The following is a 25,060-nucleotide window of genomic DNA, read 5'->3' on the forward strand; positions in this document are numbered from 1 at the left end:
GCTGCGGGGGAAGGACCGCCTGGCGCTGGAATATCTCTACGACCATTATTCCGGTGCGCTCTATGGTGCGATCCTCCGCATTGTCAGGAAAGAAGATATCGCCGATGAAGTGCTGCAAGACGTCTTTCTGAAGATCTGGGACAAATTCGATAGCTACGACAACACCAAGGGCAAGCTCTTCACCTGGATCTTGAATGTGGCCCGCAACCAGGCCATCGACAAAACACGGTCGCGCGAAATAAGTAAGGAAAAGAAAACCACCGGTATCGACAACGTCGTAAATAGGATCGATCGCTCGGACTACCTGGAGCAGGGCATCGACGACATTGGTGTAAAGGATATCCTGAAAGACCTTCCGGAGGAACAACGTTTCGTAGTGGAATACCTTTATTTTAAGGGCTATACGCAGTCAGAGCTGGCTGATGAACATAATATTCCCCTGGGAACGATAAAAACACGCCTGCGTTTGGCGATGAAACAACTGAGAACAACATTGGGAGTCACGTGAACATACACGACTACATAGCGACCGGTATCCTGGAGGCCTACGTGCTGGGAGAACTTTCTGAACGGGAACGCGCGGAGGTGGAGAAAAACCTTGCGCAATATCCTGAGCTCCGGGAAGAACTCGCCCGCGTGGAAGAAACCCAGGAAAAACTTTTGATGGATGCGGCCGTTGCGCCGAAAGCGTCTGTCAAAACAAACCTGTTTGCCCAGATCGATAAAGCAGCGTCCCCGAAAGCCAAAGTGGTGGCGATGCCATCGTCGTCCGCCAACCTCCGCATCTGGAAATATGCGGCGGCGGCTTCCGTCACGATTGCGTTGATCGCTTCCTTCCAGGCGTATTACTACTGGAACAAGTGGCGAGCATCCGAAACCAACCTTACCGAACTGACCGCCCAAAATCAGCGCATGGCGCAGGACTACAACCGGGTGAACCAGCACCTCGAAAAAATGGAGAACGACCTGAAGGTGGTAGATAACCCCGCTTTCAAGCGCGTGATGATGATGGGCACGCCCAACGCTCCGCAGTCGATGGCCTATGTATATTGGAACGAATCCTCCAAAGAAGTGTACCTCAGCATTCAAAGCCTGAAGCAATTGTCGAAAGACAATCAATATCAATTGTGGGCCATCATCGACGGCAAACCGGTGGATGCCGGGGTGTTTGACGGCGACGTGGCGGGGCTGCTCAAAATGAAGGACATCGCCTCCGGGGCGGCCGCTTTTGCCGTGACCATCGAGCCCCGCGGCGGAAAGACCACCCCAACCCTGGAAACCATGCAGGTGATGGGCAACGTGGTGAAGGTCTAGCTCAAAAAAAATTCCCAAAAAAGTTAAAATCCATAGATCCGGCGGGCCGGTCTGCTTCGTACGTAGGCGACAGGCCATCCTGATCTATGAAAACCTTACTACCCATCCATTCCTATTACGAACGGGCTCAGGACTTGCTTTTGATCCTTTTTTTGGATGCGGCCATCGCCTTTTTCATGCACTGATGTCTATGTTGGAAAGACCCTCTCAAATCCTTCCCCGCCACGGGAAGGATTTTTCTTTTTCAGGGGCGCACCTTACATGAAGGCGTTTTTTTCGGGCCTTGAATCATGACGAGATTTAATAACTTTGTTTCGCGTCATTTTTTCCAAAACAAACATGAGAGAAAAACTTTTAGCCGTAGGCCTGCTGTTCCTGGTTTCCACCGCATGGGCACAAAAGGCAGACTCCCTGATGCAGGTGCAATGGGAAGCCGGGCAGAAAAAATTAAAGGCCGGCAACTTCGACGATGCCGCGCTGCAATTTACCCAACTGATCAACTCCGGTTTTGGCGACAAGCAGGTCTATGTGAAACGCGGCGTGGCCTACTACAGTCTGAAACAATACGACAAAGCCAAAGCCGACCTGGATGAGGCATTGAAAGCGCGCATCAACACCGCTGAACTTTTTGAATACCGCGGCAATGCCAAGTATCAACTGGACGACTACCAGGGTGCTGCCACCGACCTGGACAAGGCCGTGACCATGGGCGCTACCGGCTATGAAACCTTTGCCAACCTCGGCAACGCCAAGTTTCGCATGGAAAACTATCGCGAAGCTGTGACCTATTACGACAAAGCCATCGCCTCCGGCAAGGCCGACGCCACGCTATATAACAACCGCGGCAAAGCAAAATTCAATCTCAGCGATTTCAAGGGCGCGCTTCCCGATTTTGACAAGGCGCTGGAATTGAAATCTGGCTACGACAAGGCGATTGAAAACCGCGCCGAGACCCGCTACAAACTTCAGGATTGGAAAGGCAGCGTCGCCGACTTCGAAAAACTGATGGCCAGTGGCCGGGCCGATGTGGAATTCTATCAAAAAGTAGGTACCGCCAAATTCATGTTGAAAGACGACAAAGGCGCGGCTGAGGCGCTGGACAAGGTTGCTCAAAAAGGCGTGAAGGATAAGGATGTGTTCCGAATGCTGGGGTTGAGCCATGCCACCCTGGGCAACTGCACCGAAGCGGCCAAAAGTTTGTCGGCCGCTGTCTCGATGGGGGTGAACGACAAGGATGTGTTTTATGCCTTGGGTTCGTGCCAATATAAAAACAAAGAATATGCTCCCGCCATAGAAAGCCTGAACAAGGCCATCACCGCGGGCGTTGCTTCGAAGGAGGCGTTCCTGTACAAAGGCAATGCGGAGTTCATCCAAAAAGACAATGAGAATGCTTTGAAGGATTTAGAGAAAGCCGTCACGCTTGGTGCCTCCGATGTGGAGGCCTTCAAGAACCTGGGCGATCTGAAATTTTTGAAGAGCGATTTCGCGAACGCCATCAAATACTACGACAACGCGGTGAAAGCAGGCGCTACCGACGCGGTGTTGTTCAATAACCGTGGCAAAGCGAAAATGAATATGAACGATCTGCCCGGTGCTGTGGCCGATTTCGATAAAGCCATCCAAGCTAATGCCAGCTACGGCAAGGCATTCCTCAACCGCGGCACGGCCAAATTTGCACTGAAAGATTATGCCGGGGCAGCGACCGACCTGGAAAAAGCAAAGACCACCGAAGGCGAATCGGCCGATGTGTTGAAGATGCTCGGCATCGCCAACTATTCCCTCGCCAAAAAAGACCTCGCCCAAACCTATCTCGACAAAGCCTTGGCTGCGGGCGTGAAAGACAGCAAAGTGTCGCTGTACGCCGGCTACTTGCGCTTTGATGCCGCAAACTACAAAGGTGCAACGGAAGCCCTGAATGCCGCCGAACTTGCCGGAGAAAAAGAAGATGACATTTATCTGAAACGGGGAAAGGCATTGTATCAACAAAAAGAATACACCACAGCCATCACCGATCTGGAAAAAGCGGCCCTGAAGAACAAAGCCGACCTGCCTGCCTACGAGGCGCTGGCCATTTCCTACATGGTCGTGCAAAAAGACAAGGAGGCGCTGCCCGTGATGGAAAAAGCGATGACGATGGGCAGCAAGAACAAGGAGCTGTATTATCAAATGGGCAATCTCCGCTTCAAACAAAATAACTTCAAAGGTGCTATCGAAGCCTACGACCAGGCCATCACGCTGGGCGCCAGCGATGAAGTGGTCTTTAACAACCGGGGCAAGGCCAAATTGAACGCTAACATGCCCAAGGAGTCCATCGCCGACTTTGATCGCGCGTTGGGCATCAAGAAAGATTATACGCAGGCATTGAAAAACCGTGCCGCGGCCCGCTATCAGCTGAAGGACTATGCCGGTGTCATCGGCGACCTGGCCATCCTGGCTTCGCGTGGAGAAGCGGGTGCGGAAGAGTTTGCCGTGCTGGGGATTTCGAAATATTACACAAAAGATTATCAGGGCGCTGTGCCCGATCTCACCAAGGCCATCGACGGCGCGAGCAAGGAGAATTTTGTTTTTGCAGCGCGCGCGTATTCCTTGTTCGAATTGAAAGAATATGAAAAATCCATTGCCGATTTCACCAAGGCGATCGAGAAGGGCATAACCGACAACGACCTGTATTTCAAGCGCGGCGCTGCACGCTATAACCTGAAAGATTACAAAAGCGCTTTCGCGGATCTGGACAAAGCGATCACCGGCGGAACCAAAGACGCCGCCGCCTATGACATGCGCGGCTATTGCCGCTACGACAGCAAGAATTTTGACGAAGCCATCAAAGATTATGATGAAGCCATCGTCAGGGACGCCACGCTTTCGTCGGCATTCTTTCATCGCGGCGATGCGAAATTTAGCGTGAACAATTTGCCGGGTGCCGTAGAAGACTATTCGAAAGCCATTTCGCTGGGGTTGAAAGACCCGGTGCTCTTCAACAACCGGGGCAAGGCCTATTTCAAACAAGAGAATTATCCGTCGGCCATTGCCGATTTCAGCGCAGCCATCGATAAGAAACCGGACTACGTGAAGGCCTTCGAAAACCGCGGGCTCGCCTACTACAACACAAAAAAATACGAGGAGGCGGTGAAGGATCTCCGCGAGGTTGAGAAACTCACCGAGAAGCCCGATCCTGAATTATACCGGCTGCTGGGAAATACCTATTACAATCTGCAGAAATTCCCTCCCGCGCGGGAGTACTATGACAAGCTGATCGCTGCCGGTGTGAAAGACAAGGAAGTGTTTTACAAACGCGGCCTCATGCAATTGGAAGAAGATGAGTTCCAAGCCGCCATAAGCGACTTTAACGATGCACAAAAGGCAGGCGAAAATACCGTGCAGCTCTACCTCAACAAAGGTCGCGCCTACATCGGGCTGGAAGACACCAAGTCGGCCGTGACCGAATTGAATAAGGCCATCGACCTGGATCCGAAGAATGCGGATGCGCACTTTAACCGGGGGTTGGTGAAAGAAGGGCTGGAAGATTATGAGGGCGCCATGCTGGACTACAACAAAGCGATCCAGTTCAACCCCAACGACGGCCTGGCCTATTACAACCGCGCCACCTGCAAGTCGCAACTGGACGACTATGGGGCGGGCATCTCCGACATGGATGAGGCCATCCGCATCGAGCCTAAAAACGCTACGTACTACAAACAGCGCGGCAATTTTTATTACCAGATGAAAGATAAAACCAAGGCCTGCTTCGACTGGCGCAAGGCGGTGGAATTTGGCGACGCAAAGTCGCGGTTCCAGATCGATCAGTATTGCAAGTGATCTCATTCTGATAGCGGACTTATCCCGTATTGAAACGAAGCAGCGCTGAAAACCGGCGCTGCTTTCGTTTTTAGGGCAAAAAACCACTCTTTCACTTTTGGTAAAGAATTTGCATTACCCCGCGTGCGCACGGCTTGGGAGTTGTAAGAAAATCTTACATGCGACAGACCCCTCCGCGAAGCGCGCGACACAACATGATTCTAAAGCACAATTTTGAACAACCAAAACGCAATAATGCCGCGTCGTATGTGATAAGGCTGGTGGTGGCCGCAATCTTGACGGTTATGTTCTGGGGAGTCGCCCTGGCCGAAGAGGAAGTGAAAGGAAAAGTGATCGAGGTGATCGACGGCAACACGCTGAGCGTTGTCGGCGAAGATAACCAAACGCACAAAGTGATGCTGGCCGGCATCGACAGCCCCGAACTGGAACAGGAATATGGCGACAAAGCCAAATCGGCCCTCGAGAAGATCGTATTGAAGAAAACGGTTGTCGTAAAGTTTACGGGCCGCGACCGTCTGGGCAACTACCTGGCGGAAGTGCTGGTGAATGGAAAAGAGGATCCCCGCGTGGAACTGCTCAAGCAAGGCTATGCATGGACCGCCGAAAAGAACCCGCTGCCCGACCTGGAGTCGTATCGCACGCTGGCGCAAGAAAAAGGCAAAGGACTCTGGAAACAGGAAAATCCCACGCCGCCGTGGACGTTCCGCCGGCAGCAGACCATGCTGGTGGCCAAAGGCAGTTAAAAGTTTAGAAAGTTAAAGTTTAGTTAAAGTTTGAAGTTAGGTTAGTTAGGTTTTTAGGGTTTAGAGAACTGCCCCTGAGCAATCGGGGGCAGTTTCATTTCGACAACGCCTGGCTTAGGTTGGGCGATAATTCCGGTCGATTGAACCCGGCGAAAACAATTTTAATAGCGCCGGATAGTTAATATATTTGACTAACGCTTATGCGAGCACTCCTTATTATATTGTTTTTACTGATCGGCTTTGGGGCCTTCGCCCAAAAGTCCAAAAAGAAAAAGCGCGATAAAGACGCGACCGAGCAATCGACGGTCGAGCCCAATTCGTTGAGTCCTTACCAGGGGGCCGAATCGATGCCCCGTGAGCCCAAGAAGAAAAAATCGAAATCCAAAGGGCCTACCTACGATAGTCAGCAAGACTACTACGACCGCATGATGGCGGTGGCCAAAGAACGCGATAAAGCGGAACGCGAAATGGCCAAGCCCCAATATTCCAACCCCATGTATTTCGGACATAAACGTCCGCCGAAGAAGCACAAGGCCGGCAAGCTGAAGTATTGCAAGGAGTGCGGCATCCGCCACTAGTCAACCCCAAATCCTTTTTTTGCATCGCGACGGATAACGGTGTGCGTGTGCACTTTTCTGTATCTTGTACCGATGAATCTCGCCGGCTACATCGAGCACACCAACCTCAGTCCCACGCTGACCATCCGCGACATCGACCAACTGGTGGACGATGCCAAGCAGTTTGGCTTTCTGGGCATCTGCGTGCCGCCGTTTTGGGTGAAGCGCGCCAGTCGTGAGATCGGCACAGCCAAGATCACCCTGGTCACCGTTGCGGGATTTCCCTTTGGCTACACCATGACGGAGACCAAGGTCGACGATGTGCGTCGCGCAATCGATAACGGAGCTAATGAGATCGATGTCGTGTGGAACATCAGCGCCTTCAAGACCGGACTTCCCTGGACAAAGATCGAGATCGCCAAGTGCAGCCACCTGGTGCATGCCAGCGAGCGGCTGTTGAAAGTAATTGTAGAGACGGCGTATCTTTCTGATAAAGAACTGGAGCAAGCCTGCAAACTCTGCGCCGACGCCGGTGCCGACTACGTTAAAACGTCGACAGGATTTGCGCCGCGTGGAGCAACCGCCGAGCAGATCGCGATCATGAAAAAAAGTTTGCCAGCACACGTTGGCATAAAAGCGTCGGGTGGAATTAAAACACGCGAGCAGGCGTTGGCTATGATAGATGCCGGCGCCACCCGCCTCGGTACATCCTCCGGCATCTCTATGTTGCAAACAACCAACCCCAATCCAATACAATGAGCGAACGCTTAACAAATGTTTTCCCTGCGGAGGCTGACATCCCCGAAGCCTACCGGATCTCGGAACCCATCGATCAACGGGAGTATCTCATCAACGGCGAATTGAAAACGTGGCCCGGAAGCCTCAACCCCATCCTGAGCCCCGTGTATGTGAAACAAGGAAATGAAATTGTTCCCAAGAACATCGGCAGCACCCCGTTGCTCACTTCGAAAGAAGCCCTCGAAGCATTAGACGGTGCCGTGAAAGCTTATGACCTCGGTCACGGGGTGTGGCCTACCCTGAGCGTTACCGCCCGCATCGAACACGTGGAGAAATTTCTCGCCGCCATGCGCCTGAAACGCGCCGAGGTGGTGAAGCTGCTCATGTGGGAGATCGGCAAGACCTTGAAAGATTCTGAAAAAGAATTTGATCGCACGTGCGACTACATCGTCGACACCATCAAGGTATACAAAGAGATCGATCGCAATTCTGCAAAGCTGGTGGAAGATCAAGGCTTCATGGCGCAGATCCGCCGCGTGCCTTACGGCGTGGCGTTGTGCATGGGTCCTTATAATTATCCCTTGAACGAAACGTTCTCCACGCTCATCCCGGCGCTCATCATGGGCAACACCGTGGTGTTTAAACCCGCGAAGTTTGGTGTGCTGCTGATCCGCCCGCTGTTGGAAGCTTTCCGCACAAGTTTTCCTCCCGGTGTGATCAATATCATTTACGGAAGAGGTCGCGAAACCGTGGGTGCCCTCATGGAGACCGGCCTCATCGATGTGTTCGCCTTCATCGGAACGAACAAAGGTGCCAACGAGTTGAAAAAGCTTCACCCGAAATCACATCGTCTCAAAGCAGTGTTGGGGTTGGATGCCAAGAATCCTGCCGTCGTGCTTCCGGATGCTGACATCGATAATGCCGTGAGTGAATGTATCACAGGTTCGTTGTCGTTCAACGGTCAGCGCTGTACGGCACTGAAAGTATTGTTTGTGCACAAGAGCATTGCCGATACGTTCATCACAAAATTCAACAAAGCTGTTGCTACGCTCAAACCGGGCATGCCTTGGGATCCCGGCGTTTCGCTTACACCGCTTCCGGAACCTGGCAAAGTGGACTATCTGCGCAACCTGGTAGAGGACGCAAAACAGCATGGCGCCAAGATCGTGAACGAAGGCGGCGGAGAATACTCGCATTCCTTCTATTACCCGGCGGTTGTCTATCCCGTCAACGACAAAATGAAATTGTATACCGAAGAACAATTCGGCCCCGTCATTCCCATCGTTCCGTTTGAGAACGACAGCGAAGTGATCGACTACGTGGTGAACTCCAACTTCGGACAACAGATCAGCATTTTTGGCAAAGACTCAAAACGCGTAGCGCACCTGATGGATGCTTTTGTCAATCAGGTAGGCCGCATCAACCTCAACACACAAAGTCAACGCGGACCCGATACGTTCCCTTTCAATGGAAGAAAGGATTCGGCCGAAGGAACGCTTTCCGTTTCAGATGCACTGAGAGTATTTTCCATCCGCACGATCGTGGCCACGAAGACGACCGATGACAATAAGCAGATGATCAGCAACATCATCCGTAATCATGAGTCGGCGTTTTTGAGTACGGATTATATTTTCTGATCGCAGATTCTTTCGAGTAATAAAAAAGAGAACCTGGGTGCTGAGAGAAGCAACCAGGTTCTTTGTATTTTAGAGATAGGTTATCGCAAAACAGGAAAGAAAATGAAACACCTCGCCATCCATGTCACCGGCAAAGTGCAGGGCGTTTTCTATCGCGCTTCCACGGTCGAAAAAGCCAGGGCGCTGGGGCTGAAGGGATTTGTTCAAAATGAGCGCGATGGGAGTGTGTACATCGAAGCCGAAGGTGACGAGGGGGCGCTTCAATCATTGGTGGAATGGTGCCGCCAGGGACCACCCCACGCCCGCGTTTCCGGTGTAACGGCTACCGAAGGGCCGCTCCAGAACTTTGCGGATTTCAGACAGTATCGGTGACCGTAAATTATTAACATTCCTCTATCTTTCGTGCATGGACGTAAAGGCACAATTCTTAGGCGCGGCCAAAAGCGTTACCGGCTCGCGCCACCTCATCGACATTGGAGGAACCTACATTTTGTTGGACTGCGGATTGTTTCAAGGCTTGAAAGAATTGCGCCTGCGCAACTGGGATAAATTTCCCGTGGATCCGAAAAAGATCCACGCCGTGGTGATCAGTCATGCCCACATCGATCACACAGGCTACCTTCCAAAACTGGTGAAGGACGGCTACAGCGGCCCCATCTATTGCACGCCCCCTACCGCCGACCTCATGCAAATCATGTTACTGGATTCTGCCAAGCTGCAACATGAAGAAGCGCAGTACGCCCGGAAGAAAGGCTACTCCAAGCACGCGGAACCCAGTGGCCTCTATGACGAACACGATGCGCGAAAGGTGTTTTCACTTTTCAAAACGTTCGACTACAAAACAAAATTCAGAATACACGATCGTGTTGAGATCGTCTATCACGACGCCGGCCATTTGTTGGGATCGGCCATTACCGAAGTTTTCATCCAGGGTGACACGCAAGCCAAAAAGATTGTTTTTTCCGGCGACCTCGGCCGCTACCAGCAGGCCATGCTTCGTCCACCCGAAACCATAGCCCAAGCCGATGTGCTTTTCATCGAGTCCACCTATGGCACCAAAGACAATCCCTACAACGATCCGGAAGCGGAGTTGGCGCGCGTGGTGAACGACGCTTTTCGTCGCGGCGGTGTGCTGGTGATCCCGGCGTTTGCCGTAGGCCGCACCCAAAGCCTGGTCTACTATTTCAGGAAACTGATGAAGGAAGATAAAATTCCCGACGTGCCGGTCTACATCGATAGTCCCATGGCGATCTCTACCACCTACCTGTTTTATAAGTATCCAAAATACCACGTCCTCGAGTCTTCGCGTGATGAATTGGCGCATGAAATGGAAACCAACATGCTGGTGTTTGTGAAAACCGGCGAACATTCCAAGTCTTTAAATCAATTGAAAACCAATGCCATCATCATTGCCTCCAGCGGCATGATGACCGGCGGTCGAATCTTGCACCACATGTTCAACCGGTTAAGAAATCCTCAGGACACTTTTCTCATTGCCGGATATCAAGCCGAGGGAACGCGGGGCCGAAACCTGCAGGATCACGCGCCGTCTATACGCATCTTTGGCGAAGATGTGCCGGTCAACTGCAAGGTCGAGCAGATCGCGTCGATGTCAGGCCATGCTGATCGCCGCGAGTTGTTCCAATGGATGGGGGGCTTCAAGGAAAAACCCAAGCTCACCTTTTGTGTACACGGTGAAGGAGAGGCCCAGGAAAAATATGCTCAGGCCATTCGCGACACGCTTCAATGGAATGTGATGGTGCCCAAACCGTTGGACCAGGTGACGCTGTTTACCGGAATTTAAGCGACGCTTTTTTTGATGATCCCTTTCTGAGGGTCGATCTTCACTTCGAAGAATTTGGTGATGAAGGCGCTGAGGCGCATGCCGGCCATTTGCGGCGTGTAATCATCGGGATAGAACACCGTGAGCTCCAGCACGGCGCGGGTAAAATTTTCGTGCTTGCAAAACTCTTTGATCCAGCGCTTGAACATGAGGCTCCACTCTTCCTGGTATTTCCGCGAATCGTCGCGGCCATCGAAGAGGAACTCCAATTGGTTGTCGCTATAATATTTGAACCGGAACAGGCCCGCGAGGCTCAGGTAAAATTCGTGGAGGTGTTCGAATTGGGTGGCCTGGTGTGACTGGATTTTTTTGGACGTGTCGTCGGCCAGGCCCAATGGGTTGCAACGCATCAGGTATTCCACCTTCACAAAGTCAACCAGATAGTGCAGTAAACTGGTTTCCAGGGAAAGTTGTGCCTCTTCCAGGATGTAATTCTTGTCGCGTGGGAAGAATTTTCGAAGCACAGGGTTACGATGGGGTTTCGCAAAAGTAAAAAGAAAAAGTGAAAACCGGGAGAGGCTTTCACAACGGAGTATTCAAAAACACAAAGAAAAATCGTTAACGGGAAGATCCTGCCTTATGAAAGGGGCACATTCACGTGACGCTCGGCGTGATAAGAAGATCTCACCAGCGGACCGGATTCCACATAGCGGAGGCCGCGCTTCAGTCCCTCTTCCTTATACATGTCGAACGTTTCAGGGTGAATGAATTCGGCCACTTCCAGGTGCATCTTGGTGGGCTGCAGGTATTGGCCCAGGGTTAGGATGAGCAAGCCGTTTTCCACCAGGTCGTCCATGGCTTTGAACACTTCCTCTTTTGTTTCGCCAACACCCAGCATGATGCCCGACTTGGTGCGCATGCCGGCTTCGCGGATGCGTTTGATCTGCTCCAGGCTGCGTTCGTATTTGGCTTGGGGACGCACCATGCGATAGAGGCGCCCAACGGTTTCCATATTGTGCGACACCACTTCCTGGCCGCCCTCGATCATGCGGTACAGCGCATCCCAATTTCCTTTCGTGTCGGGGATGAGCGTTTCAATGGTGGTTTCGGGGCTTATTTTCTTGGTCTCCACAACGGTTTGGTACCAAATCTCGGCGCCACGGTCTTTCAACTCGTCGCGGTTCACCGATGTGATCACGGCGTGTTTCACCTGCATCAGCTTGATGGCCTCGGCCACGCGCTTGGGTTCGTCGGCGTCGTATTCGGTGGGCCTTCCCGTTGCCACGGCGCAAAAGGTGCAGCTGCGGGTGCACACATTGCCCAGGATCATAAAGGTAGCCGTGCCCGCTCCCCAGCATTCGCCCATGTTGGGGCAATTGCCGCTCTCGCAAATGGTGTGCAATTTATAGTTGTCCACCAGCTTGCGCACCCGGGCATAGTCCGGGCCTACCGGCAGCTTCACGCGCAGCCAATCCGGCTTGCGTTTGCGGGTTTGTTCTGAGGATATAACAGGCAGCTCGATCATGACAGAATGTTCACGTTTGAAGAAAGGACCGGTGAATACAGCGGTTTCACTGTATCCAAACGTGCCCTACTTACCGATAAGTTCCTTGTATTGAGCAGCCGAAAGCAGATCGTTCGTGCTGCCGCTGATCTGGATTTTGATCATCCAGCCGTCGCCATAGGGGTCTTCGTTCACTTTTTCAGGGCTGCCGTCCAAAATGGGATTCAGTTCCAGCACTTTGCCGCCAACGGGCATATACAGGTCGGAAACCGTTTTCACGGCCTCTACGGTCCCAAAAATTTCATGTGCAGCGATTTCCTGGCCCACGGAAGTAATGTCGACATACACAATGTCACCCAGTTCGCCTTGTGCGAAATCGGTGATGCCTACCGTGGCTGTGTTGCCTTCGATCTTAACCCATTCGTGGTCTTTGGTGTACTTCAGTGAATCGGGGATATTCATGTTAAAAGGAGATTTTTAGTGGTTAAGGAGATTTTTCAGTGGGCCAAAAATAGGTGAAAATCGGAAGATTGGGAAATGGATAAACCAGGGAAAACCGGGCTGGGATGGACAATTAAAGCAGGAAAACGGCCGGGAACGGCCGGAATCTATTGCGCCAGGCTGAACCGTACCTGCACCCCGAATCGCGTGGTGGCCCGCCGGTAGGAATTCGAAACCTTCGGGTCGTTGATGGTCCGTTCGAAGTAGGCCTGGATATTCAGCTTCTGGTTCACCACATAGCTGATGTTGGGCCGCAACTGGATGTTGACGCTGCCGTTGGTGATCATATTCAACTCGTTCACCTTCCGTTGAATGGTCCGTTGATCCGACACCGTGGTGTTCAGGCGGAAGGTCACGTCGTTCTTCAACACGATGAGCCTGCCCTCGGATTTGAATGGCAGCTTCAGGTTGTTTTTGGTGAAGCCGATTTCGAGCGAAACGTCTTTGCTCAGCATCTCGGTGATCTGCGCGTTGGAGATGGTCAGCGAGACGTCGCGTTTGGTTTTGTATTGGAAGTTAGCCGTCACCCGGCTTTTTGTCCGCACGTTGATACCGATGAGCGGCGCAAATTGTTCGGAGAGCATGACCTGGCTGATCACATACAACGGAACATATTTGCCGTCGGCATTGGTCTCCCCAAAATAACTCCGGTTATAGTCTTCTATCGGCCGGTTGATGGTCAGGTTCGCCAGGTTATCGCCCGTGTTCGCCAACGAGTCCAGCGAGTTGGAATAATTCAGAACCGAATACGTCGATTGATAAGCATGCGAAATGGTGATGGACTGGAACGCGTTCTTAAAGATTCCTAATTTATTAAGTCCTGTATAGTCGATGCGCCAGTTTGGCATCGGGATCTTGGGGAAGGGCGACAGGCTCTGGGCCTTGGCATCTTTTCCGGAATAGGCCGCCAGGAATGCCGGGATCACCACATCCTGCATGGTGGTGTCATACTCACCCTTGGAGTGGCCGGGCAGCGAGCTGAACCGTTCGCGAATGGTCAACAGGTTCTCCTCAAATTTTTGGAACACCGCCGATGTGACTTCACCATTGCTGCTGTTGAACGCTGTGCGAATGGTGTTGAACGAAATGCGATACGAACCGCTGCGACTGGGACTGAGATCGGAAAAGCTGTTGATGTTTCCCTCTTCGCTGGCGCGGAAAATGGATTGATACGAATTGGTAGTCTCTTTCCTAAAATCGACCTGCACCTTCAGGTCGGGCGACGGCTCTATGTTTGCCCGGAGGTTGATGGTCTGATTTCGCTGTTGCGTGAAGGGCATGGTGAGGCTCGTGTTGGTGGTGAGCCAACCCTTGGACGCAGCTTTATAGCGGATGTTGGGATCCTGGCTTCCGAAAATAAAACCCCATCCCGGCGAATCCCAGGCATCGTCCATCCCGAATAATTTGGGATCGGGGACGAACCCGGGCAAGATCGTTCCCTCCGATAGGGTATACGTACCGTTGATAGAACGAAGCGACATAAGCAGGCGCAATATTCCTTTAGCCAAACCAGGCATGGATTTTTCTTTAACGCTGTCGGCCTTTGTAGGCTTTGGTGGGAGTTTTGGGTTGGTGGGCCGGGTGCTCACCTTGGGTGCTGCATTGAGTTCCTTGAGGAACTTCACTTTGTTATACAGCTTGATCATGTCTATTCGACCAGTATAGTTCTGTTCACGCAAATTCTGGATAGTGTTTTTAAAATTCAAGTCGTCGGGCAGTCCATTCACAATGGGTGGATTGCCCGGGGTGTCGGGCGTGTCGCGTGGCCCGGCGCGCCAGTTGTAGTTCACCTGATAGCGATAGTCGGCCCCCAGCCAGTCCGTGGCGGGAATTTTGTCGAGGGGTACCGTATAGTTCAGGGTCATGCTCTGATCGAAAAGCTTGGCACGACCAAATTTTTTCAAATTCTTTTTGATCTCGGTCGACACCGAATCGCCTTCACCGTCGGGCTCATCGATGATCGCATTCATCCGCGCGTTATAATCGAACGACAGGTTCTTGGAGAGATTCCAATGCACGGCATACGTTCGGTTAAAGGTGAAGAACTTCACATAATTCGGATCGGAGATGAAACCGGAGTTGCGATACACGTTCTTCTGGAACGACCGGTCAAGGTCCATCCGCACGCTGATGTTAGAGGGCATCAGGCTGAAGTTGAAATCTTTGATCACCTTCAACCAGGGCGAATTCAACCCCTTCGAATCTTTGAAGGGTTCGATGCCGGTAGCTTTTGGTGAAAACGTGTAGGCAATGGAACCCTTATATTCTTTTTGCAAAGCTTGTTTGGTCGTGAAGTTCGACCGGTTGGCTTCGCTATAGGCGTAACTGAAGGCAAAGTTCTCGATGTCCCATAGCCGTACCGGTGCATCCGCTCGGGTCTTCACCTTTCGCACGTTGATGAAGTTCAAACTTCGTCGCGTTTCCTGGTCTCGAATGAGCTTGATGTAGTCGCTCCTCTCCTGGTCGGTGTTGAACGACTGCAACGCGGCACTCAGCTTCATGTCCGGGTTGGCGGGGTCGTATTGTGGATTGATCGTCGTGTTCTGATAACTCATGAACATGGGGATCTTGATGCCGGTGTTGCCGGGCAAAAGTTTATCCACATTCACGTTGGCCGAAATGTCGTAGGCCGTGGTTTCATCGCGTGTTCGTTCAAAGATCTTGGAACTCACAGGACCAAAACCAAAGGTTGTGTGACGGAACGCGCCCGTCACCGTAGCAAAGTCAGCAAGCTTTGCGCTGACGGTGGAGTTTACCGCCCAGCCCGGCGTTCGATTGAAATCCGTGACACGAAGTTCGTTGGCCCAGATACAGGCCGAGATCGTTCGCTTGTCGGCTGTTTTTGGATTGCGTATCCCGATCATCATCACCTGCACGCTGCTCAGGTCGGGGCGTCCGAAGATCCGGATCAAGTGGCGGTCCTCCACCAGCTTGGGGCCCTCGCGCGGATACAACTCCGTTAACGGAAAACCTTCGCGATCGCGGGCGGCTTTCAGCGCATAAAGATCATCCAAGGCCAGGTCGATATCGTTTTCCGCGGGCCAGATCACATCGGGATCGTTGGAGTTGGTGGGCCGCGTGATCTTCAACGGGAGCGCTATCTCATAATAGTTTTGATCGAAGTCCGTACCCAACCGCAGGAAGCCTTGCAGCTCACCGTCGTTGGCCTCGCTGTTGGCGTGGAAATACATTTTGATGCGGCCATAGTTGAACAAATCCACCGCACCGGTCTTATAGATCGCCCGCGAGTCGCCGTCATTGAGATTGTCGACGCACACCTGCACCGATTGCTCGTTCAATTGGCGAGGCACCGCCGATGTATTGTCGCGGTCGCGGACCACGCCGGGAGGGATCACATAGCCCGATTTGTTTTCAGAGGCCGCGGCGTTTTCTTCCAGGTTCACCACGTTCACTGTAAAGTTGTTGGGATCGAGTTCGGGATCTTTCACCAGATCGCTTTCCAGCAAATTGTCGGTGTATCTTCTCCAGCGGCTACCCACCATGCGGAAGTTCGCAAAACGCAACACCACCGGATCCTTGAACCCCGTGAGCAACATCCGCGCATACTTGATGGACTTGAAACCATCGATGGCGCCGACCTTGTTCTCGAATTGCCGCACGGGAATACGGAACAAATACCAGGTCACCTGCTCCGGCGAGTTGGTGCCTTTGGTCAGGATCTTGTCCACGATATAACCTTTGTTGATGTCGAGCTGGCCAGGTCGCAGGTCGAGGTTGTATTCGTAATATTCTTCCAGTTCGCTCAGCGTGTTGTCGGCATTGATATCTTCGTTGTCGGGGATCGTGCTGCCCGATGGCGTAACGGCGTCGCTACCCGTGATCACCGGAGAGTTTCCATCCTGCCCGTTGATCTGTTTGTAGCGTTCCAGGATCTGCGCGTTGTTGGCATCCAGATCCGAACCTAAGAAATAATGGAAGTTATCCGCAGACGGATCCTGGATGGATTTATCCCGTGCTGCACCGCCCAGTTGGTTGATGTAATTTTGGAAGAAGGACACTTCCTTGTCGGTTGGCAAACCATCCAACCCCACATCCTGGTTGACCCGCGTGCTGGGATCGTTGTTGAAGGCATTGGTGAGGTATTGTTGGGAAGTAACATAACCCCAATTGTTTTTTGTGGCCTCCCCGTCGAGATTTCCGGTTGGGGGAAGTCCGTTCTCAAACGCGTGCTTGGAATCGCGGATCACATCTTCGGAAATACTGCCGAGTTGAAAGGTCACCTTACCACCCGTCCGGTTCGGTTGTGGTGTGTCGGTGATCCCATCGTCGACGTAGCCGTATTGGCTGTTGATGAAGGGATCGAGCAACCAGAATTCAACGTACTCGATATTGGCTTTGTCGAAATCCACTTCGGTCCGGATGGCGTTGGTAATGGCACCCCAGTTCTTTTCCGGGCTGTTCAGAAAACCGTCGGACGTTTGCAGCGGGTTGTAGTTGTAAGGTCCCCGTTCTTTTGGATAGTAAGCCACGTCGAAGATCTGTTCATAAAAAATACCTTGTGTGAGCTGGCGCAGCGGGAAGATTTCTTTCGGGTCCACGGGCCGCACATAGTGGTTCTTCAGATCGTTGTCCGTGATGTTGTCCGGCTTGAAGCGGCCCACGTTGCGATAGAGTTGATTATCGACCGTATACCAGGCAATTTTTGCGCGCAGGTACCCCGCAGAGAGGTCGTTGCCCAGGCCGTTGCTGGGGTCGAACCGGTAGTCGTCCGTTTTGGGGACGGAAGAGAGTTTCCAGCCCGCCGGGCTCATGAGCGAATAGGGCGTGGCCGTGTTCTCGAAGTCGTCGATATAGGCCGTTCCCTCGCCGTTGATCTTGTTGGAGGTGCCGGGAAGCAACTGTGCAAATTCACCCGTCACAGCCACCGACGATTGTTCCTTCGTTTCCAGGAAGGGCAATGCGTCCACCAACTTGGTGAGCATGCGGCTCTTTTTGTTGACGTTGAAATCAAGACCGTACTGCAAGTTGCGCGCCGGCTCGGTGCCGATCTGGTTGCGGCTGATGAGCGGCCGCTCGTTGTAATACAGCGCCGTACCACCCAGGTTCACATCTTCGCTGAGGTGATAGTCAAACCGTGTGCCCAACAAGCTTCGCGTCTGAAAAGCAAACGGGTCCGACTGTTCATACTTCACTTCAATATTTTTACCCGAGTTTAAAACCGATTCGTTCAAGATGGTCACCTTCCCGAACGTGTAGTCCACGACGAAGTCCGTTCCTTCGTTCAAGGGGATGCCGCCGGCATACAACTTCACCGAACCTTGCGACACGCCGAAGCCCGGTATCAATATTTCCTTCGATGACCCTGCACTGTACAAACCCTTCATGTAGAATTTGTTCTTCGTGGCAAACAATTCGGCATCGGCCTTCGTGGTGTGATAGAGCGTATCGTAAGCGTATTTCTGAATAAGGTAGGCCTGCTGCGGATCCCCGGCGAATGCCTGTCGCAAGGCGTCGCTAAAGGGATGGAGGTAGGGATAGATGATAAGCCCCGTGGTGGAGTTTACGGTGATGCCTTCGATGTAGTCGAAGTTTCCGTCCTTTTGGGGGTCGTTCACGGGGTTGAGTTTATCCAACCCCATCACTTCTACCAACTGCCGCGTCCGCACTTTTGTGCCTTCCTGCAATTGCGGGTTGTCGATACCGGATTTGTCATCGCGGTAGATCACCCGAAGCTGAAAACCATCGCGCGTGAGTTGCGTCACGTTCAGGTTATAGATGTTCTTCATCATCAGGTCCCAAGTGGGGATGATCACTTTGTTTGCATCGCGGATGGCGATCTTGCGGGGGCGCAGCAGCTTCAGGAAGATCACTTCGTTGTCTTTCAGGCTCGCATAGTCGTCGGAAAGTTCACCCACGCGGTAGGCGCGGCCGTTATACGTGTATTCGTAGGCTACGGCGAGGGCTTCGTCGTTTTGAAGCTTGCGCGTCAGCGTTACATAGCCCAACTGTTGGTGGAAGGTATATTCGGTGGTAGCGAGTTTGCGGGCACCGGTGATTTTTTCGTAGTCAGTTCCGTTTATCAGGGCCTTGTTGAATTGAGCGTCGAGGACGCCGGTGATTCCATCGGCATCACGGGGAAATGTTTTAAGCTTGTCGAAAAGATCATTTGACGCGTTGCCGTTTGGTGCATTGGGATTGTTGCTATGCACGGCTGAATTGTAGATGCGCCGGGGTTCCGCGAGATCCATAAATCCCATCACGTTGCGCAGTGTTTGCGTGTCGTTGTTCCGGTTCAAAATGTACACCTCCACACGGGTGATGTTTACCCCGGAAATGATCTGAGGTGGGTTGCCGATCCACTTTTGGTAGTTATCACGGAAAAACTGGCCGAGGAAAAAGTGACGGTTCTCGTCGTAGTTGGAGGCAATGATCTCGAACGGCCGCCCCTGCCCGGCATTGTTGCCGCCCCCCAGGTTAATGGACGCCGTCTTTCCCCGTTGCGTGGTGGCAATGGAGGTGACGTCCAGTTTGCCGAACTGCATTTTGGCTTTGATACCAAAAAGGTTTTGCGCACCCTGGATCAGGGTGTTGTTCAGGGGCAAGCTCACGTTACCGATCTCCAGCTTTTGCAAAATGTCTTCCTTGAAACCGGTGTATTCCACCTTCATGTTGTTCTGGAAGTCGAAGGAGTTGTTGTTGTCGAAGTTGGCGGTGACCTGCAGCTTTTCGCCCACTTTGCCCACCACGCTCATGTTGATCTGCTGGTCGAACTCAAAGCCGCCGTTGCGTTGCTGGCGGATGGGGATGTTGGGGTTGTTGAGGCGCTGGAAGGCGGCCCCGAAGTCCAGTGTCACAAATCCGCGGGGTACGAGCTCCACGTAGCTGCCCCCAAAGATGCGGTCCAGCACGGGACTGATAAAGATCTTGGGGATGAGGCTTCGGCCGGTCACGGCGCTCTCGCCGTCCTGGGCGCGGGCGCGTCCCTTCCAATAGCTTTTCAGGATCTGGCGGTCCTGGTATTGCTTGAACTCCTCGAAGCTCATGCTCGAGGTGGGGCGGTAGTTCAGGTCGCCGATCTTTTCATAGATGGTATAGTTCAGGGCCGTGTCGATGTCCACGTCCAGCTTCATCTGGTTGGGGTCTTTCAGGTAGAGGGGCGAGGCCGTGGTGGTGTTGGAGAACGGATCGCCATAACGGTCGGTGGCCCGGTATGTGGGTCGGCGAGTGGGTTTGTAACTGTCACTCTGGGTCGTGTCGGAAGGGTTTTGGCGCGTAGGTCGGACTTGCCCCGATACCGTCTGGGGTACGAGCAAAATACTCAGCCATGCTACAAACAACTGGCCAAGCGTTAGAGCAACCTGATTCTTCCGTGTAGAGACAGTCAAACGTACTATGCGTTTTTTAGGGCCTGCTTAACTAAATCTTCTAAGGTAATGGTATTTCCCGATTTTTTCAGGACGGTATCAACACTTTTCTCAGCGGCTGCTTTGGGCAGGCCGAGCGTAAGCAAAGCAGATAACGCTTCCTTGCGCAGGGTATTGTGAGGACCCACTGAAATAGACGGCTGAGTTTCGTCCCAGCTTTCCTTCTTCAGCTTGTCCTTCAATTCGATGATGACCCGTTGTGCGGTCTTGCCCCCGATGCCCTTGATGGATTGCAAAGCGGCGGCATCCTCGCGCACAATGGCACTCTTCAACTCCTGGCTGTTCATATACGACAACATCACAATGGCCGTGCTGGGCCCCACCCCGTTCACCGACACCAGTTGTTGAAAGAGCTTCTTTTCCGTCTCGTTACTAAACCCGAACAATACATGCGCGTCCTCGCGAATGCTGAGGTGTGTGTGCAGCATGATGTGCTCTTGTTCTTTGATCTCGGAAAACGTCTGCAGCGAAATATGCAGGAGATATCCCACGCCGTTAACGTCCACGATCACGTGGGTAGGGTCTCGCTGCACCAGCCTGCCTTTGAGAAAAGCGATCATTTTTTTGTACGCTAATTTAGGATGAAAGAACGGTAGGATAAAACGAAAAAGTACAACGCCACAAAGAACCCACCGTGATCTTTGCGTTAAACTTTCGTGCCTGCCCGCCGAAGCTTTAGCGAAGGCGGGCTTGCTCGCCGAAACTTCAGCGAAGACGGGCTTGCTCGCCGAAACTTCAGCGAAGGCGGCTTGCTCGCCGAAACTTCAGCGAAGACTGGGCTCGCCCGCCGAAGCTTTAGCGAAGGCGGGCTAAAAATTACAAGTGCCCGTTCTGCTCGTGTAACTGCGCATCCACCACGGCAATCGCCGCCATGTTCACGATCTCGCGGATGGAGCTACCCAACTGCAGCACATGCACCGGCTTTTTCATCCCCAACAGAATGGGTCCGATGGTTTCCGCTCCTCCAATTTCCATCAGCAGCTTGTAGGCGATGTTGCCCGACGCCAGGTTGGGGAAGATGAGCGTGTTGGCTCCCTCTTTCGCCAGCGCGCTGAACGGGAAGGTCTCCTGTTGCAACGTGGTGTTCAACGCCACGTTCGCCTGGATATCGCCCTCCACCACCAGGTCGGGATTCTTCAGCTTCGCCAGGCGCACAGCTTCTTTCGTTTTCTCCGGCACCTCGCCCTTGGAAGATCCGAAGTTGGAATACGACAGCATGGCCACGCGGGGTTCTATGTCGAAAAATTTCACACCGTGAGCGGTTAGCTCAATGATCTCGGCCAGTTCTTGGGCGTTGGGTTCTACGTTCACCGTGGTGTCGGCGAAAAAGAATGTGCCGCGTTTGGCCAGGACGATATACATGCCCGCCACGCGGTTCACACCGTCGGCCGTGCCGATGATCTGCAGGGAGGGGAGGATGGTTTTGGGATAATCTTTCGTGAGACCGCTCACCAGGGCATCCGCATCGCCGTGCTCCACCATCATGGCGGCAAAATAATTGCGCTCGCGCATCAGGCGCTCACAATCCTGGTAGTTCATGCCCTTGCGTTGGCGTTTCTTGTAGAACTCCTGCGCATAGCGCTTTACGGTTTCTTCTTCCTGGCGCGGATAGAGGATGGGACAATCGTGCAGGTCGAGTTTGTACTCTTCCATCAGTTGCATGATCCGCTCTTTATTCCCCAGCAAGATCGGGAAGGCAATGCCTTCGTCTTTCAGGATTTGTGCCGCCTTCAGCACCTTATGATGATCGGCTTCCGTGAACACTACGCGTTTGGGCTGCTTCTTGGCGCGGTCGATCACGCGCGACATTAATTTTTGATCGATACCAATGCGTTTTTGCAAGATCTCGTGATAGGCGCCCCAGTCCGTGATGGGATTTTTTGCAACGCCCGAATCCATCGCTGCCTTGGCGACCGCCGGCGATACCGTTGTGATGAGGCGTGTGTCAAGGGGTTTGGGAATGAGGTAGTCGCGACCGAACCGGATCTTGTCGGCACCGTAGGCTTTTACCACGATGTCGGGCACGGGCTCTTTGGCCAGCTCGGCCAGCGCTTTGACGGCGGCCAACTTCATGGCTTCGTTGATTTCGGTTGCCCGCACATCGAGGGCGCCTCGAAAAATGTAGGGGAAGCCCAGCACGTTATTCACCTGGTTAGGGTGATCGGAACGGCCCGTGGCCATAATGATGTCGTGGCGCGTTTTCATGGCCAGGTCATAGGCAATCTCAGGGTCGGGATTTGACAGGGCAAACACGATGGGATCTTTTGCCATGGCATTCAGATCGGCAGGCGTGATGGCGTCGGCCACCGAGAGCCCCACGAATACATCGGCGCCCTGCATGGCCTCTTGCAGGCTGTTGATATTTTTTTTGGTGACGAACTGTTGTTTGACCTCGTCCAGACCGGTGCGCTGGGTATTGAGCACACCCTTACTGTCACACATGATGATGTTCTCCGGGCGCGCGCCCAGGGCGATGTATAATTTGGTGCAGCTCACGGCTGCGGCACCCGCGCCGTTCACGACGATGGAAATATCTTCTATTTTTTTACCGACGATCTCCAGGGCATTCAACAAGGCCGAGCACGAGATAATGGCCGTGCCGTGTTGATCGTCGTGCATGATCGGAATATTCATTTTCTCTTTCAGCACCGTCTCGATCTTAAAACATTCGGGTGCCTTGATGTCTTCCAAGTTGATGCCGCCAAACGTTGGCTCCAGTGACTTCACGATCTTGATAAACTCATCGGGGTCTGATTCGTCGATCTCGATATCGAATACGTCGATGCCTGCGAATTTTTTAAACAACACACCCTTTCCCTCCATCACGGGCTTTGACGCCTCGGGACCGATGTTGCCCAATCCCAACACGGCCGTACCGTTGGAAATAACGGCGACCAGGTTTCCCTTGGCAGTATACTTGTAAACATCTTCTTTATTGGCAGCGATCTCCAGGCAAGGTTCGGCCACACCCGGTGAATAGGCCAGGGCCAGGTCCAATTGTGTGCTCAACGATTTGGTGGGAACAACTTCGATCTTTCCCGGTTGTCCCTGCATGTGAAAATTCAGGGCATCCTGTTTTCTGATTTTGATGGACATGTATGAATGTTAGTTAGGTGGGCAAAGATAACAAGCCACGGCAAAAGTTACAGGATTATATCGTGAAGAACCGTTGCCTTACCGGCCCGAAAACAGGTTGTGCATGGCAAAGGAAGCGCCTTGCCAGGGTTGCGGTTCTGGGTTACGGAAGGCAGAATAGTCTGTTTGTAAAATGCAAGCCGGGCTGAAATAAAGTGAACAAAGTTTGCGCTGAATAACAAAGGTTTACCTTTTTCTTCTGAACTTCATACACATTCCAGGTTTGGTTTAAATCTGTTCTATGACGGCAGTCTCATGGCTCAAAGGAGCTGTATTGTACGGCGTGGTTTGTCTCGTGGCGGGGCTGATGCTTATTAATGTTTATCTGATCTATCGCAACAGCCAGGTCATCGAGTTCAACAAACGACAGCAGGAGGAGGCCGAACGAATCAAGGTAAGCGCAACGGATGTGGTTCGCGGCCTGCACTTGCTCGACATGGCGGTGAGAAGTTATGCCATCGTGGAAAAACTCTCCTTCCTCGATGCGCGCGACACGGCCATCTACGATATCAACCAAGCCTTCAACCGGCTGGAGACCGCCTTGCACGCACAACAATACGACCTCAACGAGGTCTACATACAACGCGACTCCGTGAACCACTACATCGAGGTCACCGGTGTGATGACAAGGTATTTACAACGCGGACAACACGATAAATTTGCGGCCCTGCTCGATCTCGATCCGGGCTTTCCGGTGTGGTTGCAATTCATGGAATTCAAAAAGCGCGTCGAAAATTTTGAAGACAATATTTCCGCGCAGGCCAAGGTTCGCTACGAAAACGCGTTGCAAAACAGCTACATCCTGCAAATCGTGCTGTTCCTGTTCACCACGCCCTTGCTGGCCTACACCGCGTTCCAAACCAATCGCAGCCTCGGCTTCTCCGAGCAACTGCGAAAATCCGAAACACAACGGGCCCTCCTGCTGGCCGACCAAAACCTCGTGCTGGAGCGCACGGTCTACGAACGAACCCGCGAGATCCTTGCTCAGAACGAAGAGATCAGCGCTCAGAATGAAGAGATCGTAGCGCACAACGAGCAGTTGGTGCTGCAGCAAAAAGAGATCGAACGCCAGCGCAACGTCCTGGCCGAGCAGCATGAAAGCGTACAACTGGCCAAAAAGATCATCGAAGAAAAGAACGACCTCATCCAGCGCAAGAACCGCGAGCTCGTCATCGAGGTGACACGACAAACACAAGATCTCAAGGAGGCCAACCTGGAATTGATTGAACACAACAGCCGCCTGCAACAATTTGCTTTCATCATCTCGCACAACCTGCGGGCTCCCATGGCGCGGCTCGTCGGTCTTTCGGATATCCTCACGTTTGCAAAAGACGAAAAAGAAACGGCCGAAATGGTGCAGCTGATGGTGCGCTCCACCCACGACCTCGACCAAGTGATCAAAGACCTTACGCACATCCTGGGCATCCAGAAAATGAACACCCAGGTCTTCACGGATGTGAATCTGGAAGCGGTGTTGGAGAAGGTGACGCAGTTGTTGGAAGATGAGATCAAACAGACCGGCGCATGGGTTGGCATTCAGCTGACCGAAGAGAAAACGATCCATTCGCTGCATCCCTACATCGAAAGTATTTTTTACAACCTGCTGAGCAACGCTATCAAATACCGGAACCCGCTAAAGCAACCCATCATCCGGATCCAATCCGCCATCGAAAACGACAAACTCGTCGTCACCATTCGCGACAATGGTCTGGGCATCGATCTGGAGCGGTATAAAGACAAGATCTTTAATTTGTATAAACGTTTCCACTATCACGTGGAGGGAAAGGGCATGGGATTGTACCTCGTAAAAACACAGGTTGCTGCCTTGGGCGGACGGATCGAGGTAGAGAGCGTGGTGGGGGAGGGAACGACATTCCGCGTGTCGTTGCCGCGCGAACATCCTTCAAAAAACAATGCGTGGTGATCCGCTTCACGAATCACCACGCT

16 protein-coding genes are annotated in these 25,060 nt (G+C 52.6%); 10 read left to right on the plus strand and 6 right to left on the minus strand.

Annotated features, from left to right (window positions below):
• The first annotated feature begins 79 nt into the window (after window positions 1-79).
• The 9 genes from D4L85_RS11630 to D4L85_RS11670 all read left to right on the plus strand — a co-directional run bounded on the left by D4L85_RS11630 (window position 80) and on the right by D4L85_RS11670 (window position 10,609).
• Entirely contained in the window at window positions 80-508 is a 429-nt protein-coding gene (locus tag D4L85_RS11630) for an RNA polymerase sigma factor (RefSeq protein ID WP_236849111.1), read from the plus strand.
• Entirely contained in the window at window positions 505-1,314 is an 810-nt protein-coding gene (locus D4L85_RS11635) for an anti-sigma factor (RefSeq protein ID WP_119754470.1), read from the plus strand. The genes D4L85_RS11630 and D4L85_RS11635 overlap by 4 nt, the downstream gene beginning before the upstream one ends.
• 339 nt (window positions 1,315-1,653) lie before the next feature.
• A complete protein-coding gene (locus D4L85_RS11640; RefSeq protein WP_160143675.1) occupies window positions 1,654-5,130 on the plus strand; it encodes a tetratricopeptide repeat protein in 3,477 nt (1,158 codons plus the stop codon).
• 284 nt (window positions 5,131-5,414) lie between these two features.
• Complete coding sequence (locus tag D4L85_RS11645; protein ID WP_160143676.1) at window positions 5,415-5,873, plus strand: thermonuclease family protein; 459 nt, start codon at window positions 5,415-5,417, stop codon at window positions 5,871-5,873.
• A gap of 200 nt (window positions 5,874-6,073) precedes the next feature.
• A complete protein-coding gene (locus tag D4L85_RS11650) occupies window positions 6,074-6,451 on the plus strand; it encodes a hypothetical protein (RefSeq protein ID WP_160143677.1) in 378 nt (125 codons plus the stop codon).
• Window positions 6,452-6,523: 72 nt separating this feature from the next.
• On the plus strand, window positions 6,524-7,189 hold the full coding sequence (gene deoC / locus D4L85_RS11655) for a deoxyribose-phosphate aldolase (RefSeq protein WP_119754474.1): 666 nt from the start codon (window positions 6,524-6,526) through the stop codon (window positions 7,187-7,189).
• The gene (locus D4L85_RS11660) at window positions 7,186-8,805 is read left to right on the plus strand and encodes an NADP-dependent glyceraldehyde-3-phosphate dehydrogenase (protein ID WP_119754475.1); all 1,620 of its coding nucleotides are present in this window, start codon (window positions 7,186-7,188) and stop codon (window positions 8,803-8,805) included. Before deoC ends, D4L85_RS11660 begins: the two co-directional genes overlap by 4 nt.
• A gap of 102 nt (window positions 8,806-8,907) precedes the next feature.
• Window positions 8,908-9,177: an acylphosphatase gene (locus D4L85_RS11665; RefSeq protein ID WP_119754476.1), complete on the plus strand. Its 270-nt coding sequence runs from the start codon at window positions 8,908-8,910 to the stop codon at window positions 9,175-9,177.
• Window positions 9,178-9,211: 34 nt separating this feature from the next.
• Complete coding sequence (locus tag D4L85_RS11670) at window positions 9,212-10,609, plus strand: MBL fold metallo-hydrolase RNA specificity domain-containing protein (RefSeq protein WP_119754477.1); 1,398 nt, start codon at window positions 9,212-9,214, stop codon at window positions 10,607-10,609.
• On the opposite strand, the gene D4L85_RS11675 is transcribed toward D4L85_RS11670, so the two are convergent.
• The 6 genes from D4L85_RS11675 to D4L85_RS11700 form a co-directional block, all read right to left on the minus strand.
• Window positions 10,606-11,112 carry a hypothetical protein gene (locus D4L85_RS11675; RefSeq protein ID WP_119754478.1) on the minus strand — a complete coding sequence of 169 codons (507 nt, stop codon included), beginning with the start codon at window positions 11,110-11,112 and terminating at the stop codon, window positions 10,606-10,608. The genes D4L85_RS11670 and D4L85_RS11675 overlap by 4 nt on opposite strands.
• Window positions 11,113-11,225: 113 nt before the next feature.
• Entirely contained in the window at window positions 11,226-12,113 is an 888-nt protein-coding gene (gene lipA, locus D4L85_RS11680; protein ID WP_119754479.1) for a lipoyl synthase, read from the minus strand.
• A gap of 66 nt (window positions 12,114-12,179) precedes the next feature.
• A complete protein-coding gene (gene gcvH, locus D4L85_RS11685) occupies window positions 12,180-12,554 on the minus strand; it encodes a glycine cleavage system protein GcvH (RefSeq protein ID WP_119754480.1) in 375 nt (124 codons plus the stop codon).
• 146 nt (window positions 12,555-12,700) lie between these two features.
• Window positions 12,701-19,939 carry a T9SS outer membrane translocon Sov/SprA gene (gene sov / locus D4L85_RS11690; RefSeq protein WP_228450863.1) on the minus strand — a complete coding sequence of 2,413 codons (7,239 nt, stop codon included), beginning with the start codon at window positions 19,937-19,939 and terminating at the stop codon, window positions 12,701-12,703.
• A 5-nt stretch (window positions 19,940-19,944) separates the two neighbouring features.
• Complete coding sequence (gene ruvA, locus D4L85_RS11695) at window positions 19,945-20,538, minus strand: Holliday junction branch migration protein RuvA (RefSeq protein ID WP_119754481.1); 594 nt, start codon at window positions 20,536-20,538, stop codon at window positions 19,945-19,947.
• 256 nt (window positions 20,539-20,794) lie between these two features.
• Window positions 20,795-23,074: an NADP-dependent malic enzyme gene (locus tag D4L85_RS11700; protein WP_119754482.1), complete on the minus strand. Its 2,280-nt coding sequence runs from the start codon at window positions 23,072-23,074 to the stop codon at window positions 20,795-20,797.
• Between the two features lie 280 nt (window positions 23,075-23,354).
• Here D4L85_RS11700 and D4L85_RS11705 point away from each other — a divergent pair, with 280 nt between their 5' ends.
• The gene (locus tag D4L85_RS11705) at window positions 23,355-25,037 is read left to right on the plus strand and encodes a sensor histidine kinase (RefSeq protein WP_119754483.1); all 1,683 of its coding nucleotides are present in this window, start codon (window positions 23,355-23,357) and stop codon (window positions 25,035-25,037) included.
• Window positions 25,038-25,060: the final 23 nt, after the last annotated feature.

Source organism: Chryseolinea soli (genome assembly GCF_003589925.1).
Lineage (GTDB): Bacteria > Bacteroidota > Bacteroidia > Cytophagales > Cyclobacteriaceae > Chryseolinea > Chryseolinea soli.